The organism is Stenotrophomonas sp. STEN022 (genome assembly GCF_056760155.1).
In genome coordinates, this window is the sequence record NZ_JBRREG010000038.1 from 24,666 (window position 1) to 39,603 (window position 14,938).

Sequence of the window (14,938 nt, forward strand, 5' to 3'; positions counted from 1 at the left end):
TCCGGTCATGGTTGACGTGAAGCTGACGCGGGCGGCGTCATCGTTTGCAGTCGTCCGGATGCAACATCGCGCACGGCCTGCCACAAGCTTATGACTGGGATCATGTTACCGTTGCGTAGTGAGCGCAGGACTGCGCGTGCGGGAAGATAGGCCAGTCGTCCTGCCAAATTGATCGCGCGTTGCATAGGAGTGCAGGCTAATTTGATGGCAAGTAGGCAGTGGCCGCGATTGATATGGTACTCGTAGAAAGGCGAGCCGTTGCGTGCGCTGCCGCCACCTGAATGCATTGCCTGGCCGTTCTCGGTAACGGCATGCGTCATTCCTCTGCTTTTCAGCGTCGCGCCCAGCATGACGTCTTCTCCATAGAAGAAAAATTCCTCATCCAGCAAATTGGCGGAGGCCAGCGTTCGCGATATTAATATGCACGCGCCGGTCAGGAACGCTACGCTCCCGGGAAGCGGGCGGCTGCTGAGTAACCCGGTATGCTTTTGATAATATGAAACTGGCTGGTGAATGATGTCAGCCGAATCGACCAGCATTGGAGCGGTCAGGTCGGCGCCGTCGTGCAGGCTGGCGAGAAGGGCATCCATGCAGCCTGGCATTAAGCGAGCGTCGGAGTTGAGAAGAAGAACGTCCGCTGGATTAATGCGTGCAATATGTGCAAGGGCACGATTGACGCCAGCGGAGAACCCCAAGTTTCTGCCGTCGCTCAATGTATCGAGTTGGATCAGGTCTGATCGCAGACGCTCCAAATCAGTCCGCATGGCGTTCATTGATACGCCCTGATCTTCTGAGTTGTCGACCAGGACAATATGCTGGATGCCCTGGTCAATCAGTGAGTCCAGGCAGCGTACTGTTTGCTCCGGCGTGCGGAAATTGAGGACGATCGCCGCCGGTTTCGGTCCGGTATCAGACATTTTTGGTGTGGCTCGATTTTGCCAATAGCTGGCGATAGATATCTATATATTCAAGAATATTGGCGACGCTGAAGCGCTCGCATATATCGGCCTGCTGTGCAGTTTGAGCTTCCATGGACGCCTCCCCGCGTTCTCGCAGATGTATAGCCGCGCAGGCTAGCGCTTGTACGTCGTCGATCGGGACCAGTGTGTCGAACGGTCCCGTCGCAACTTCGATCAAGCCACTGGTGCGGAAGCCTAGGAACGGCTTGCCACAAGCCGCCGCCTCCAAGGCGGTATAGCCGAAGCCCTCATAGCGCGAGAGCGAAACAACGGCGTCGCATTGTTGGTATTCATTGATAAGCAGCTCATCGCTGAGGCGGCCGAGCTCGATCACGTTTGCGGCGGGAAGGGCAGGCTGTTTCCTTCCGCCTGCATATCTGATTTCAAAACCAGAGCCTAGGCAGCTTGCAAGCTTCGGTAACAGATCGATACCCTTGCGACGCGATGCGGTGCCTACCATGAATAATCGAAATACGTCGCCTGCGCAGTGGTGGGCGGGTCGGGCAGGGGTGAAGACAGTAGTGTCGATCCAGTTGTGAATGACCGAAATGTCCTGACGTTCGGAGAATTCGGTGACGGTGCCCCGTACATATTCGGAAACTGTTGTCACGGCGTCAGCGCCAAGTATCGAGCGTAGCTCGCGTGGTTTGATCAGAAGTTCGTGATATACAGCTTGTGGTGCCGAACGAAACGGGCGATACGCAGGGTCGTGCACAAGATGGTGGACGGTGGCGATGACCGGGAGATGCGTTGGCCAGAATTTTCTAGGTAGCCAGCTGTTGACGTGGACCATGTTTGCCCATGACGGCGGCTCCGGTGCCGGAGTTGCCCAAGGTAGATACTCAGCGTGATGGGGTAGCCAAGCAATCTCTGCACGGACTCCGTTCGCATTCAACTGCTTGCAAAGACGCAAGGTGAAAATATCGGAGCCCGTGTTGGCGCGAATCGTTGGCAGCCATATCGCGGGAGTGGGCACGATGGTCATGGTTGGTATTGTCGGGATGAAGGTTCCATGTGGCGGCAGTGATGGCGTAACGGATGGCTGCGCAGATTATTCCACGTTTTCGACTTCCCGCTGTCATTGCCGCAGTCGCGGTTGATGCTGTTTGGTCTGCACTTTATATGCCGGGTATGAGCACTCAATGCAATTTTCGTGTGGTGGCCCGTTGGCGAAATCATCGGCGTTTGGATTTGGCGAGCTCTTCTAGGATATCGCCGTATTCGCGGGCAACGTGTTCCCAAGAAAACGTCTCAAGTAATCGTTTGCGCCACTGGGATGTCGATCCAGTTGTTCTGCCTGGATCTCGTAGTGCTCGAAGCATGGCTTCAGATAGTGCACCTGCGCCGCTATCGGTAGCGTAGTGGATAGGGGCTGCCTGCGGGATCGCAGCTTGAAGTGCGAGGTTTGGGGCTGAGGCCACTGGGCAGTCGCAGCCAAGTGCTTCCACTGCAACGAGTCCCAGTCCTTCGGGGGCATCATCACCCCCGGACGGGCAGATCAAAACAGCGGCTGAGCGAAACATCGCGGCGATTTTCTTCTGATCTTTTCTGCCATGGAAATGTAGTTTTGACTGTATGCCGAGTTTTTCCGCCAGTTGCTGCAGTGCTCCCAGCTCTGGGCCATCGCCCACAACGTCAAGCATGAGTTCCGGCATGTTCTGGAGTGTTTTTGAGAATGCAAGTACTGCGACGCTCGGGCGCTTCGAGCTGGTGAGTCTGCCAACATAAAGAGCACGCATGGAACGGGCAAGCTGGAAGTCGGGATGGAAGGTATTTAGTAGATCTACGCCCATGGGTAGCAATCTGACATTGCTGATGCCCTCTGTTTCGAGCTGGTCCTGCACTCGAGTACCTACCGCGGTTATCGTCCGTGCTGGTTCTGCGGCGAAACGACGTATGCATTTCCAGAGCGACCCTTTTAGGCCCAAGACGTCGGTTCCATGGGCAGTGATGCAGTAAGGGGTTTTTCCGCAAGAAATGGCTGCAATCAGCGCCCCTGGGAAAAACCAGTGAGCGTGCACGACCTCAGCCCCCAGCTCTCGTTGGAGACGCCATGCCTGCCACGTCCAAGCAAGTAGATAGCTGGGTAACAGCAATAGTTTCCACGGTGCCGCCTTCAGGTTTGCTGATAGCCCACCGCCATACACCAGCGACTCCCAGCCGGCGGGAGCGTAGTGATAGCGCACGACCCTGACGCTATCCATGATTTCGGTGGACTTGGCCCCCGGGGCGCGGGAGGTTGAAACCACTACGTCGAAACGGTCCGTCAGTCGGGAAGCAAGGTCATGCACGAACGAAGGTTCGGTATCTCCTTGCCAGCGCGGATACGTCGAGGTGATAACCAGTAGGCGCGGTTTGTGCTGGTTGTCAGCCATCGCGGCGGTAGGTCAAGTTGGTTATCTGCTCGGAAATCAGCCCAATCATGAAGATGATCACAGCAGCACTGAACAGCAGCGCGCTCATGTTTGTAAAGCGATGCTCTACGGCGAACGTGTATCCGTAGTAGCCGAGGCCGATCAAGAAGAAGGTAATGGCTACCGGTGCAAACAACTTGAGCGGTGAATAAAGCGTGGCGATCTTGAAAATTATCAACAGGAAGCGAATACCATCCTTGAGGGGGCGGATATGGCTGCCGTTGCCGACACGTTTGGCCACTGGGATTGGCACGTAAGCAACTGGATAGGCGCTGCGGAAGAACGCCATGGTGCTGGTGGTCGGGTAGCTGAAGCCGTTCGGCAGGAGGTGCAGGAATTCCTTGAATTTGTCCGCCCGTACCGCGCGGAACCCTGATGTGAGGTCGGCGATGTGATGCCCGGTCATATGGCTGGCGAGCCAGTTGTAGAGCCCGTTGGCCAATCCGCGGTGGAAGTTGGCCTGGCCGCTGCCGTCGCGAGCACCAACGACCATGTCGAACCCTTCCTCCAATTTTGCAAGCAGGAGGCCGATGTGCTGTGCGCTGTGTTGGCCATCGGCATCCATGAACACCAGCACCTTGCCCGTGGCGGCGCGTGCGCCGCGCTTGATGGCTGCGCCGTTGCCCATTGAATAGGGGCTGCTGAGTACCGTGGCTGCCAAGCCTTTGGCTATCTCGGCGGTGGCGTCGCTAGAGCCATCGTCTACGACGATGATTTCCGCGTCCGGGTAGGCTTGCCGAAGCCCGGGCAGGGTTTTTGCCAATCCTTCCGCCTCGTTCTTGGCGGGCAGGATGATGCTCAGTTCATGCACGATTGAATACCCATAGTTCTCCCCGGGAGCATAGTAGCCGGGTTCGCGCAGGCAGGGGGCGTTGTCGCGCTGGTGCGTTGGAGGGGCGGAGCTGTGCGATCCAAGCTACACATGGATGACCAAGGTTCCGGATGAGGTGGCGTCGACTGGGCTGAGACGTTGCGTGGTTCCGGGCGATAGCGCTGAGTCTGGAAGGTGGTGCTGCCTGTATCGGCCTGGTGGAGTTGGTTGTAAGCCTCGCCAGTTTCTGTGGAGCGCAATCAGGGTTCTTACGGGGATGATTCACCCGGGCAAGGCGCGCAGCCGGCGTGGTCATGGGTACAATTGACCCGTTACCGTCCGGCCAGGGGAAACCATGAATACTGCTGTCACCGCCAACTTGGTTGGCATCACCGGCATCGCCCGTCGTCTGGTCCAGGACGGGGCGCTGGAAGAATCGGTGGCTCGCACCGCCATGGCCCAGGCGGGTGAGGCCAAGGTGCCCTTGGCGCAGTGGCTGGCTGACAAGAAGCTGGTGAGTGCCTCGCATATGGCCGCTGCCAATGCGATGGAGTTCGGTATGCCGTTGCTGGACGTGTCGGTATTCGATCCCAACCAGAACGCGATGAAGCTGGTCAGCGAGGAGTTGCTGCGCAAGCACCATGTGTTGCCGCTGTTCAAGCGCGGTGGCAAGTTGTTTGTCGGCACCAGCAATCCGACCCAGCAACTGGATGAGATCAAGTTCCAGACCAACCTGGTGGTCGAGCCTATCCTGGTCGATGAGGAGCAGATTCGACGGACTCTGGGCCTTTGGTTGGCCAGCAATGAGGCGCTGGGCGACGGCCTTGGTGGCGACGACGAGGGCATGGGCGATCTGGACATCGCTGCCGGCGACGAGGACATGGGCAGCGGTGGCGACACCGGCGTCGATGCCAAGGGTGATGACACGCCGGTGGTCAAATTCGTCAACAAGGCCTTGGTGGACGCGATCCGCAAGGGCGCTTCGGATATCCACTTCGAGCCCTACGAAGAGGATTACCGGGTTCGTTTCCGTATCGATGGCCTGCTCAAAACCGTGGCCAAGGCGCCGGTCAAGTTGAACCAGCGCATCGCTGCTCGTCTGAAGGTGATGTCGCAGCTGGATATCGCTGAAAAACGCGTGCCACAGGATGGTCGCATCAAGCTCAATTTGTCCAAGACCAAGCAGATCGACTTCCGTGTCAGCACCTTGCCGACCCTGTTCGGTGAAAAGATCGTGCTGCGTATCCTCGACGGTAGCGCGGCCAAGCTGGGTATCGACAAGCTGGGTTACGAGCCCGATCAGCAAAAGCTCTTCCTGGACGCCATCCACAAGCCCTACGGCATGGTGCTGGTTACCGGCCCTACCGGTTCGGGCAAGACGGTGTCGCTGTATACCGCGCTGGGTATCCTGAATGACGATACCCGCAATATCTCCACCGCTGAAGACCCGGTGGAAATCCGTCTGCCTGGCGTCAACCAGGTGCAGCAGAACAACAAGCGCGGCATGACCTTTGCTGCGGCACTGCGTTCGTTCCTGCGACAGGATCCGGACATCATCATGGTTGGCGAAATCCGTGACCTTGAGACCGCGGAAATCGCGATCAAGGCCGCACAGACCGGTCACATGGTGCTATCCACGCTGCATACCAACGATGCGCCGCAGACCATCGCGCGTCTGATGAACATGGGTATCGCGCCGTACAACATCACTTCGTCGGTGACGCTGGTGATTGCCCAGCGTCTGGCGCGGCGTCTGTGCAGTAACTGCAAGCGTCCGCAGCAGTTGCCGGAGAATGCGCTGATGGCCGAGGGCTTTACTCCTGAGCAGTTTGCCAAGGGCATCAATCTGCATGAGCCGGTGGGCTGCGATGAATGCACCGAAGGCTACAAGGGCCGTACCGGTATCTACCAGGTCATGCCGATGACCGACGACATTGCGGCAATCGTCCTGCAGGGCGGTAATGCAATGGATATTGCTGCCGCCGCGCAGAAGATCGGGATCAATGACCTGCGTCAGTCGGCGTTGGTGAAGGCGGCGCAGGGCATTACCAGTCTGGCCGAGATCAATCGCGTCACCAAGGACTGAGCCCTGTAGTCCCGAGCCATGCTCGGCAAGATTTCGCATTTGTAGTGCCGAGCCATGCTCGGCAAAGGCTTTTCCGGTAATACCCCTGCCGAGCATGGCTCGGCACTACAGGTGCAGCCCCCAACCGAGCATGGCTCGGCTCTACCTGGCTTTCAGGGGCTTGCTTACTCCATGCCCAGCTTTTTCAGCTTGTAGCGGAGGGCGCGGAAGGTGATGCCGAGCTGGGCTGCGGTCTTGGTCTTGTTCCAGCGGTTTTCTTCCAGGGCCTTCTGGATCACCGTGCGCTCCATCTGCTCGATGTAGGAGGGCAGGGCAGCGCTGGCCGGGTCGATGTCGACAACGGCTTCCTGGGGGGCAGCAGCGGGTGCCGGGGGCTCGCTGCTGGGAACGCGTGGCGTGGCGCTTTGCGGCTGTGGCAAGCGCAGGTCGCTGGCGTCGATGCAGTCGCTGTCCGCCAGGGCCAGCGAGCGCTCAAGGATGTTCTCCAGTTCGCGCACATTGCCCGGGAAGGAGTAGGCATCCAGGGCCTCCAGTGCCGACGCCGCCAGTCGTGGTGGCTTTTGCGCCTGTGCCAGCGCCAGACGATTCAGGATGGTGCTCGCGAGTTGCGGCAGGTCACCGCGGCGTTCGCGTAGCGGCGGCACCCGCAATTCAATGACGTTGATGCGGTAGTACAGGTCGTGGCGGAAGCGCCCGTCCTGCACCAGCGTGCCCAGGTCTTTGTGGGTGGCCGAGAGGATGCGCACGTCCACGGTGACTTCGGTGGCGGCGCCTACCGGGCGCACCGATTTTTCCTGGATCGCGCGCAGCAGCTTGACCTGCATCTGCAGTGGCAGTTCGGCCACTTCATCCAGGAACAAAGTGCCGCCACTGGCTGCCTGGAACAGGCCGGGCTTGTCGGCGTGGGCGCCGGTGAAGCTGCCCTTGCGATGGCCGAAGAACTCGCTCTCCATCAGTTCGCTGGGAATGGCGCCGCAGTTGACCGGGATGAACGGGCCGGCCGCGCGCGCGCCCTGGTCGTGGATGGTACGGGCGACCAGCTCCTTGCCGACGCCCGATTCGCCCAGGATGTAGACCGGTGCCTGGCTGCGTGCGACTTTGCTGATGGTCGCGCGCAGTTCATCCATTGCCGGCGAGCTGCCGAGCAGGCGGGTGGCGTTTTCCGGCGGCGGCGGGGTGCTGGGGCGGGCTTCGTTGTTCAGCTCGATGGCATGCCGGACCAGGCCGCGCAGCACATTGATGTCCACCGGTTTGCTGACGAAATCGAAGGCGCCGGCTTTCAGGGCTTCCACCGCCAGGTCCATGCTGCCAAAGGCAGTGATCATCGCCACGGGAGTGGAAGGATGGTCGCGGTTGATCTCGGTGACCAGCTCGATGCCATTGCCGTCGGGCAGGCGCATGTCGGTCAGGCACAGGTCGAAATGGTTGCTGGCCAGCAATTCCCGGGCCTCGGCGAGGTTGGCGGCGGTACTGATCCGTAAGCCCATCCGGCCAAGGGTAAGGACCAGCAGCTCGCGGATGTCGCGTTCGTCATCGACGATCAGGGCGCTATGTGTTGCGTTCATGAATGGAACGATAGCTGAGGTAGATGCATGTCTACAAACGATTGCGTCGAAGAATGGTTCATTGGTGCTGGCCGCGGGCGAACGCGGTTTTCGGGATGCTAACGGTCAGCCGGAAGCAGGCGCCGCCAGCGGGAATGGACACATAGTCCAGCTGGGCTTGATTGGCCCGACAAAGCTCGCGGGCGATGTACAGGCCCAGCCCGGTGCCGTGTTCAGAGGTGGTGTAGAAGGGCCGGAACAGCTGGGTGGCGATGGCATCCGGGATGCCAGGGCCGCGATCCATCACGTCGATGATCGCATTGCGCTCGGCCGAGGCGACGCGGATGCGGATGCGTGCCGGCTCATCGGCTACCCGGCCATACTTCAGGGCGTTGTGGACCAGCGCGGTCAACACCTGATGCAGGTGCCGGGGGTCGATCATTGCCATTATCGATGGCTCGCGGATCACCGCTTCCAGACTGTCGTTCTCCAGTGACAGGGTCTGCCGGTACTCGATCACGAAACGGCGCACGAAGGCGGCCAGGTCGAGGTTCTCTGGGTTTGCCCGTTCGCGTCGGGCCAGTGCCAGCACGCTCTCGACGATGCCGTTGGTGCGTTGGCATTGCTGGTGGATGATCTGCAGCAGACGCCGGTCGGCCTCGCCTATGTCTTCGGACTCCTCCAGCAGTTGGGTGGCGTAGTTGATCGCCGCCAGCGGGTTGCGGATCTCATGGGCCAGGCTGGCGGAGAAGCGGCCAAGGGTGGACAGGGTCAGTGATTCGGCCCGGCGCGAAACCACGGTGGTGTCGTCCAGGAAGATCAAGGACATGTCGCTGTCGGCCAGCAGGCGGGCAAAGCGCGGCAATACTTCGGCCTGCTCCGGGGCCAGCTGTAGCGGTTGTTCATCCTCATGCCAGCCATTGCGCCAGCGTTGCAGGCGCCGTGCCAGTTCTGGCGAGGCTATAGTCAGGGCGACACGCTCGGTGGCAAGCGCGCCTTCCATGTCGCCGAGCAGGGCAGTGGCGGCTTCGTTGGCCAGCGTTATCCGGCCATCGGTGTCCACAACCAATACACCGGTGCGCATGCGGCGGATGATCAACTCGTTCACTTCGAACAGGTTGGCGACTTCGGCGCCGCGTTGATCGGCCAGTTGCTGGGTGCGGCGGGTGCGGCTGCCGATCTGGTAGGCGATGAAGGTAAGCGCCATATAGCTGGTCACGAACATTGCCAGTTCTGCCAGCGTGCGAGTGTTTTGCCCGCCCTCCAGCATCTGCCAGATGTACTCCGCGACGCTGGCGGCACAAGCCAGCAGGGCGATCAGCATCGCCCTGGACAGCGGCAGCAGCAGGCCCGCTGCCGCGATGTTGAACAGCAGCGACATCGAGATGCCAGCGCTGGCACCGGGCAGGGCGTGGCTGAGCAAGGTGGCGGCGGCGATGTCGACAACCACGCTGCCAATCACGATGCGCTGCAACCAGCGCTCGTTGCGGCCCCAGATCAACAGGCCGATCGAGACAAGCAGATAGGCGATGGAGACGGCTTGCGCCAGCCGCGGCTGGTGGGCCTCGCCCACCATGGGGGTGAGTGGCCCGAACACCAGCGCGCTCAGCAGTGCGGCGACCAGCACCCGGTACAACGCAAAAAAATACAGCTCGCGCGTTGGGATGGATTCGATGCGGTCGATGATCGACGAACTGGGGGCCAAGCCGGATCTCCTATCCAAGCGTAATCGTCTCAGTATAGGTGCGCCGACGGCCACACGGGGAGTCCTTGAGGTGACCGCCAATCACCGGCAAGTTGCTGAATTGGTTGATGAAATCTTGATGGTTCTGGCAATTTGTACAGACTTCTTTGCGTGCTGGGCCGCCGTCGGCGACAATATCGGGCCCGCCCGCCCTGTCAGTCGGCCATTTCTGGTCCTGCGGACTGCGTGCGGTCGTTCCTATTCCCACGGTGACGCATGAATTTCCACGAGTACCAGTCAAAACAACTGCTTGCCGAATACGGCATCCCGGTCCCGGCCGGCAAGGTCGCTGCGACCCCGGACGAGGCGGTAGCTGCTGCCCAGTCGCTGGGCCAGGGCCCCTGGATGGTCAAGGCACAGATCCACGCTGGCGGCCGCGGCAAGGCTGGCGGCGTCAAGTTCTGCAAGACCACCGACGACGTCAAGGCCGCTGCGGCCAAGATGCTCGGCACCAAGATGGCTACCTACCAGACCGCAGGCGTCGAGCTGCCGGTCAACCTGGTGCTGGTGACCACCGCCGGTGAGATCGTCAAGGAACTGTACCTGTCGGTGCTGGTTGACCGTGGCACCAAGACCATCACCTACATCGCTTCTTCGGAAGGCGGCGTGGAGATCGAGCAGGTTGCTGCTGAAACCCCAGAACTGATCCACTCGCTCAACGTCGATTTCGTTGAAGGCGTGCAGGGCTACCACGGCCGTGATTTCGGCTTCAAGCTGGGCTTGACCGCCAAGCAGGCTGGCCAGTTCGCCAGCATCATGGTCAACCTGTACCGCCTGTTCAACGAAAAGGACCTGGCGCTGGTTGAGATCAACCCGCTGGCCATCCTGGACGACGGCAATCTGTACGCGCTGGACGGCAAGTTCGACAGCGACGATAACGCCGCGTTCCGCCAGAAGGCGCTGGTCGCCATGCGCGACAAGACCCAGGAAGACCCGACCGAAGTGATCGCTTCGGAGCTGGACATCAACTACGTCACCATGGACGGCAACATCGGCTGCATGGTCAACGGCGCAGGCCTGGCCATGGCCACCATGGACGTCATCAAGCTCAACGGCGGCGAGCCGGCGAACTTCCTGGACGTGGGCGGCGGCGCCAACAAGCAGCGCGTCATTGAAGCCTTCAAGCTGATCCTGTCCTCGGACAAGGTCGAAGGCATCTTCGTCAACATCTTCGGCGGCATCGTCCGTTGCGACATGATTGCCGAAGGCATCATCGCTGCCGTGAAGGAAGTGGGCGTCAAGGTTCCGGTGGTGGTGCGCCTGGAAGGCACCAACGTGGAAGAAGGCAAGCAGCTGCTGCGTGACAGCGGCATGGCCATCATCCCGGCTGACAACATCAACGATGGCGCCAAGAAGATCGTTGAAGCTGTCAAGAACGCCGCCTGATCCGACACCGAAGGAAATCCAATGTCAGTTTTGATCAACAAGAACACCAAGGTGATCGTGCAGGGCTTTACCGGCCAGCAGGGCACCTTCCACGCCACTCAGATGATCGAGTACGGCACCCAGGTTGTCGGCGGCGTGACCCCGGGCAAGGGCGGCACCACCCACATCGACCTGCCGGTGTTCAACACCGTGGCCGATGCCGTGCAGAGCACCGGCGCCAATGCTTCGGTCATCTACGTGCCGCCGCCGTACGCGGCTGACGCGATCCTGGAAGCCGCTGCTGCCGGCATCAAGGTCATCGTCTGCATCACCGAAGGCATCCCGGTGCTGGACATGCTGCGCGTCAAGAACGTGCTGACCCGTTCGCATCCGGACACCGTGCTGATCGGGCCGAACTGCCCCGGCGTGATCACCCCGGGCGAGTGCAAGATCGGCATCATGCCGGGCCACATCCACATGCCGGGCAAGATCGGCATCGTGTCGCGTTCGGGCACCCTGACCTATGAAGCGGTCAAGCAGACCACGGAAGTGGGCCTGGGCCAGTCGACCTGCATCGGTATCGGCGGCGACCCGATCAACGGCCTGAACTTCGTTGACTGCCTGAAGCTGTTCAACGAAGACCCGCAGACCGAAGGCATCATCATGGTTGGCGAAATCGGTGGCGACGCTGAAGAAGCCGGTGCCGAGTACATCAAGCAGTTCGTGAAGAAGCCGGTTGTTGGCTTCATCGCAGGCGCCTCGGCTCCGGCCGGCAAGCGCATGGGCCACGCCGGTGCAATCGCATCGGGCGGCAAGGGCACGGCTGAGGGCAAGTTCGCGGCGATGGAAGCTGCTGGCGTTGTCACCGTCCGTTCGCCGGGCGACCTGGGCGCTGCCATCGCGAAGCTGGTCAAGTAAGACTGCGCTTCAGTGATTTGAGAAAGGCCACCTTCGGGTGGCCTTTCTTGTTTCTGGGGGTGTGGGGAAGGCAGGAGCTAGGGCGAAAGCGAAAGCTTGCCCTCACCCCTACCCCTCTCCCGCAGGCGGGAGAGGGGACAGCCGAAGCCACAGTCACAGCCACAGCCGAAGCCACAGCCACAGCCACAGCCACAGCCACAGCCAAAGCCAAAGCCACAGCCACAGCCACAGCCAAAGCCAAAGCCAAAGCAAAAGCCAAAGCAAAAGCCAAAGCAAAAGCCAAAGCAAAAGCAAAAGCAAAAGCCAAAGCAAAAGCAAAAGCAAAAGCAAAAGCAAAAGCCAAAGCCAAAGCCAAAGCCAAAGCCGAACTTCGGCCCTGGCTCGGGTTTTGAGTCATTGCTTTGGACTTGGTTCCGGTTTTGGTTTTGGTTTTGGTTTTGGCTGTGGCTGTGGCTGTGGCTGTGGCTGTGGCTTTGCTTTGTTTCTGGCAGTTGCAGTTGCTTTCCCCTCTCCCGCCTGCGGGAGAGGGGTAGGGGTGAGGGCAAGCTTTTGCTTTTGTCTTCGTCTTCGCTTTCCGCCACCTCCCTGGCATCGTCACAAAAGCGGAAATCTCTCCACCTAAAGACCAAGTTCCCCCGATTTCAGTCATCGTTCCGCCAAGCAATCGTCTCCCAATCAAGGAGACACCATGCGCAAAGGCAGCAAAACCAACAGCGCCCGTGCCCTGCGCCGGCGCATGACCGATGCCGAGCGGCGGATCTGGTACTTCCTCAGAGGCGGTCATCTGGTCGGCTTCAAGTTCCGCCGACAACACCCCATCGGCCCCTACGTCGTGGATTTCGTCTGCCTGGAGCAAAAACTGGTCATCGAACTCGACGGCGGGCAGCACGCATCAGATCCCAACGATCGCCGCCGCGACGCCTTCCTGCGACGCAATGGCTACCGCGTGCTGCGCTTCTGGAATAATGAGGCCCTGAACCATACCGCTGCGGTCTGCGAAAGCATCCTGCGTGCGGCATCGGTAACACCAAGCCCCCGCAGGGTGCGGGGCCAAGCAGAAGGTTGTTGATATGTCCGAATCGCTACGCATCGCCCTGGCCCAGTTCGATTTCCCGGTCGGGGACGTGGACGGCAACGCAGGCCGCATCATCGAGCTGATGCAGGAGGCGCGTGACGAATACGGTGCCGATGTGGTGCTGTTCCCGGAACTGGCCATCAGTGGCTATCCACCCGAAGACCTGCTGATGCGCCCGGGTTTCCTGCGCAGCTGCGAGCAGGCGCTGGCGCGGGTTGCAGCCGAAGTGCAGGGCATCGTCGCCGTGGTTGGCTGGCCGCAGAGCGCCGGTGCGGTGGTCTACAACGCCGCCAGCGTACTGCGTGATGGCGCCATCGCCAGCACCTACCGCAAGCGCGAGCTGCCCAACTACGCCGTGTTCGACGAAAGACGCTACTTCGACGTGGACCCGGACGGTGGTAACTGTGTATTCGAGGTCAACGGCGTGAAGCTGGGCCTGGTGATCTGTGAAGACCTTTGGTTCCCCGAGCCGCTGGCCGCCACCGTCAAGGCCGGTGCCGAGCTGGTGCTGGTGCCCAACGCCTCGCCGTACGAACGTGGCAAGCACGCCCAGCGCGATGCGCTGCTGGCCGAGCGCAGTCGCGAAACCGGCGTGGCCATCGCCTACGTCAACACCGTCGGTGGTCAGGACGCGGTGGTGTTTGATGGCGCTTCGGTCGTGGCCGATGGCGATGGCACCGTGCATCCAGCCGCCGTGGCGTTCACCGAAGAAATGCTGGTGGTCGAATACAACGTCGCTGGGCGCAGCTTCATGCCGCTGCGCTGGATCGACGATGGCGATGAGAGCATGGATGCATTGGCCTGGCGCGCGGTTACCCGCGGTATCCAGGACTATTGCGGCAAGAACGGTTTCAGCAAGGTATGGCTGGGCCTGTCCGGCGGCATCGATTCGGCGCTGGTGCTGGCGCTGGCGGTTGATGCGTTGGGTGCGGACAACGTTACCGCGGTTAGTCTGCCATCGCGCTACACCGCCGACCTGTCCAATGATCTGGCGGTGGAGCAGTGCCGCGCGCTGGGCGTGAAGTTGGAGACGGTGCCGATCGAGCCGGCCTTCCAGGGCTTGATGCAGTCGCTGTCGGCAATGTTTGAAGGGCAGGCGGCCGATGTCACCGAGGAGAACCTGCAGTCGCGCAGCCGGGGCGTGATCCTGATGGCGCTGTCCAACAAATTTGGCGGCCTGTTGCTGACCACCGGCAACAAGAGCGAGTACGCGGTGGGTTACGCCACCATCTACGGCGACATGTGCGGTGGCTATGCGCCGCTGAAGGACCTGTACAAGACGGAAGTCTACGGCCTGTCCAAGTGGCGCAATACGGTGGGCGGCGCGCCGGTGATTCCACCTGCGGTGATTGCCCGTGCGCCCTCGGCCGAGTTGCGTGAGAACCAGACCGACCAGGACTCGCTGCCAGCCTACGACGTGCTCGACGGCATCCTGTACCGCTACATCGATCAGGAACAGTCGCGCGAAGACATCGTTGCTGCCGGTTATGCGCCGGAAGTCGTGGACCGGGTGCTGAAGCTGGTGCGGATCAGCGAATGGAAGCGTCACCAGGCTGCGCCGGGACCGAAGGTGTCGCGGCGTGCTTTTGGCCGCGAACGGCGCTATCCCATCACCAATGGCTATCGCGGCTGATCGTCTGGCCGCCGGTAGGTGTAAACGGAAGGGGCCAGCAGGCCCCTTCTGTCTGTTTCGCATTGGGACTGTGACTTCCTTGGCTGCGTTGAGTGTGCGCTTTCGCCGGTGCGGATGTGGTGGTCCATGTCATTGCGGGTTGGATCGCGTCTGACGTGTTGTAAACCAGCAATCTCTGCACGAAATAAAGTCGGTTTTAGACAAATTCCCAACATGTTTGGGATGCAGGATGGAACCACATGAAAACATCGGTTCATCTCTCTCTCTCCTTGCCACTGCTCCGTCGGTGGCATTTTTGTTGCGCAGGCGCAGGGGCGTTCAAGGAGCAGTGAACCAGTGGTTCGCAAGCTGTTCCTTCCGCCCTGTCGGCGGGCGATGGGTTGGTACTC

Annotated in this window: 12 protein-coding genes; 5 read left to right on the forward strand and 7 right to left on the reverse strand. The window is 60.6% G+C overall.

Annotated elements, in window-relative coordinates; all coding sequences use genetic code 11:
- Positions 1 to 5: 5 nt before the first annotated feature.
- The 4 genes from ACVOMF_RS09960 to ACVOMF_RS09975 form a co-directional block, all read right to left on the reverse strand.
- Positions 6 to 917, reverse strand: a complete 912-nt coding sequence (locus ACVOMF_RS09960) for a glycosyltransferase family 2 protein (protein WP_481509128.1) — start codon at positions 915 to 917, stop codon at positions 6 to 8.
- Positions 910 to 1,944, reverse strand: a complete 1,035-nt coding sequence (locus tag ACVOMF_RS09965; RefSeq protein WP_481509129.1) for a glycosyltransferase family 4 protein — start codon at positions 1,942 to 1,944, stop codon at positions 910 to 912. Before ACVOMF_RS09965 ends, ACVOMF_RS09960 begins: the two co-directional genes overlap by 8 nt.
- Positions 1,945 to 2,134: 190 nt before the next feature.
- On the reverse strand, positions 2,135 to 3,334 hold the full coding sequence (locus ACVOMF_RS09970) for a glycosyltransferase family 4 protein (protein WP_481509130.1): 1,200 nt from the start codon (positions 3,332 to 3,334) through the stop codon (positions 2,135 to 2,137).
- Positions 3,327 to 4,184 (reverse strand): glycosyltransferase family 2 protein, encoded by an 858-nt coding sequence (locus ACVOMF_RS09975; protein ID WP_481509131.1) that lies wholly within the window; start codon positions 4,182 to 4,184, stop codon positions 3,327 to 3,329. The genes ACVOMF_RS09970 and ACVOMF_RS09975 overlap by 8 nt, the downstream gene beginning before the upstream one ends.
- A 355-nt stretch (positions 4,185 to 4,539) precedes the next feature.
- Here ACVOMF_RS09975 and pilB point away from each other — a divergent pair, with 355 nt between their 5' ends.
- Complete coding sequence (gene pilB, locus ACVOMF_RS09980) at positions 4,540 to 6,270, forward strand: type IV-A pilus assembly ATPase PilB (protein WP_481509132.1); 1,731 nt, start codon at positions 4,540 to 4,542, stop codon at positions 6,268 to 6,270.
- A 164-nt stretch (positions 6,271 to 6,434) separates the two neighbouring features.
- Here the strand turns inward: pilB and ACVOMF_RS09985 are convergent, their stop codons facing one another.
- Positions 6,435 to 7,835, reverse strand: coding sequence for a sigma-54-dependent transcriptional regulator (locus ACVOMF_RS09985; RefSeq protein ID WP_481509133.1), 1,401 nt, complete (start codon positions 7,833 to 7,835; stop codon positions 6,435 to 6,437).
- A gap of 58 nt (positions 7,836 to 7,893) precedes the next feature.
- Entirely contained in the window at positions 7,894 to 9,519 is a 1,626-nt protein-coding gene (locus ACVOMF_RS09990) for a sensor histidine kinase (protein WP_481509134.1), read from the reverse strand.
- Between the two features lie 255 nt (positions 9,520 to 9,774).
- On the opposite strand from ACVOMF_RS09990, the gene sucC reads away from it, so the two are divergent.
- Positions 9,775 to 10,944, forward strand: coding sequence for an ADP-forming succinate--CoA ligase subunit beta (sucC, locus tag ACVOMF_RS09995; protein ID WP_057629765.1), 1,170 nt, complete (start codon positions 9,775 to 9,777; stop codon positions 10,942 to 10,944).
- A gap of 21 nt (positions 10,945 to 10,965) precedes the next feature.
- The gene (gene sucD / locus ACVOMF_RS10000) at positions 10,966 to 11,841 is read left to right on the forward strand and encodes a succinate--CoA ligase subunit alpha (RefSeq protein WP_481509135.1); all 876 of its coding nucleotides are present in this window, start codon (positions 10,966 to 10,968) and stop codon (positions 11,839 to 11,841) included.
- Here sucD and ACVOMF_RS10005 read toward each other — a convergent pair.
- A complete protein-coding gene (locus tag ACVOMF_RS10005) occupies positions 11,834 to 12,490 on the reverse strand; it encodes a hypothetical protein (protein WP_481509136.1) in 657 nt (218 codons plus the stop codon). The two genes, sucD and ACVOMF_RS10005, sit on opposite strands and share 8 nt — an antisense overlap.
- Before the next feature lie 39 nt (positions 12,491 to 12,529).
- On the opposite strand from ACVOMF_RS10005, the gene ACVOMF_RS10010 reads away from it, so the two are divergent.
- Together ACVOMF_RS10010 and ACVOMF_RS10015 are read left to right on the forward strand one after the other, a co-directional pair.
- Positions 12,530 to 12,910, forward strand: coding sequence for an endonuclease domain-containing protein (locus ACVOMF_RS10010; protein ID WP_481509137.1), 381 nt, complete (start codon positions 12,530 to 12,532; stop codon positions 12,908 to 12,910).
- A gap of 1 nt (position 12,911) precedes the next feature.
- Positions 12,912 to 14,549, forward strand: a complete 1,638-nt coding sequence (locus ACVOMF_RS10015) for an NAD+ synthase (protein ID WP_481509138.1) — start codon at positions 12,912 to 12,914, stop codon at positions 14,547 to 14,549.
- Positions 14,550 to 14,938 lie beyond the last annotated feature (389 nt).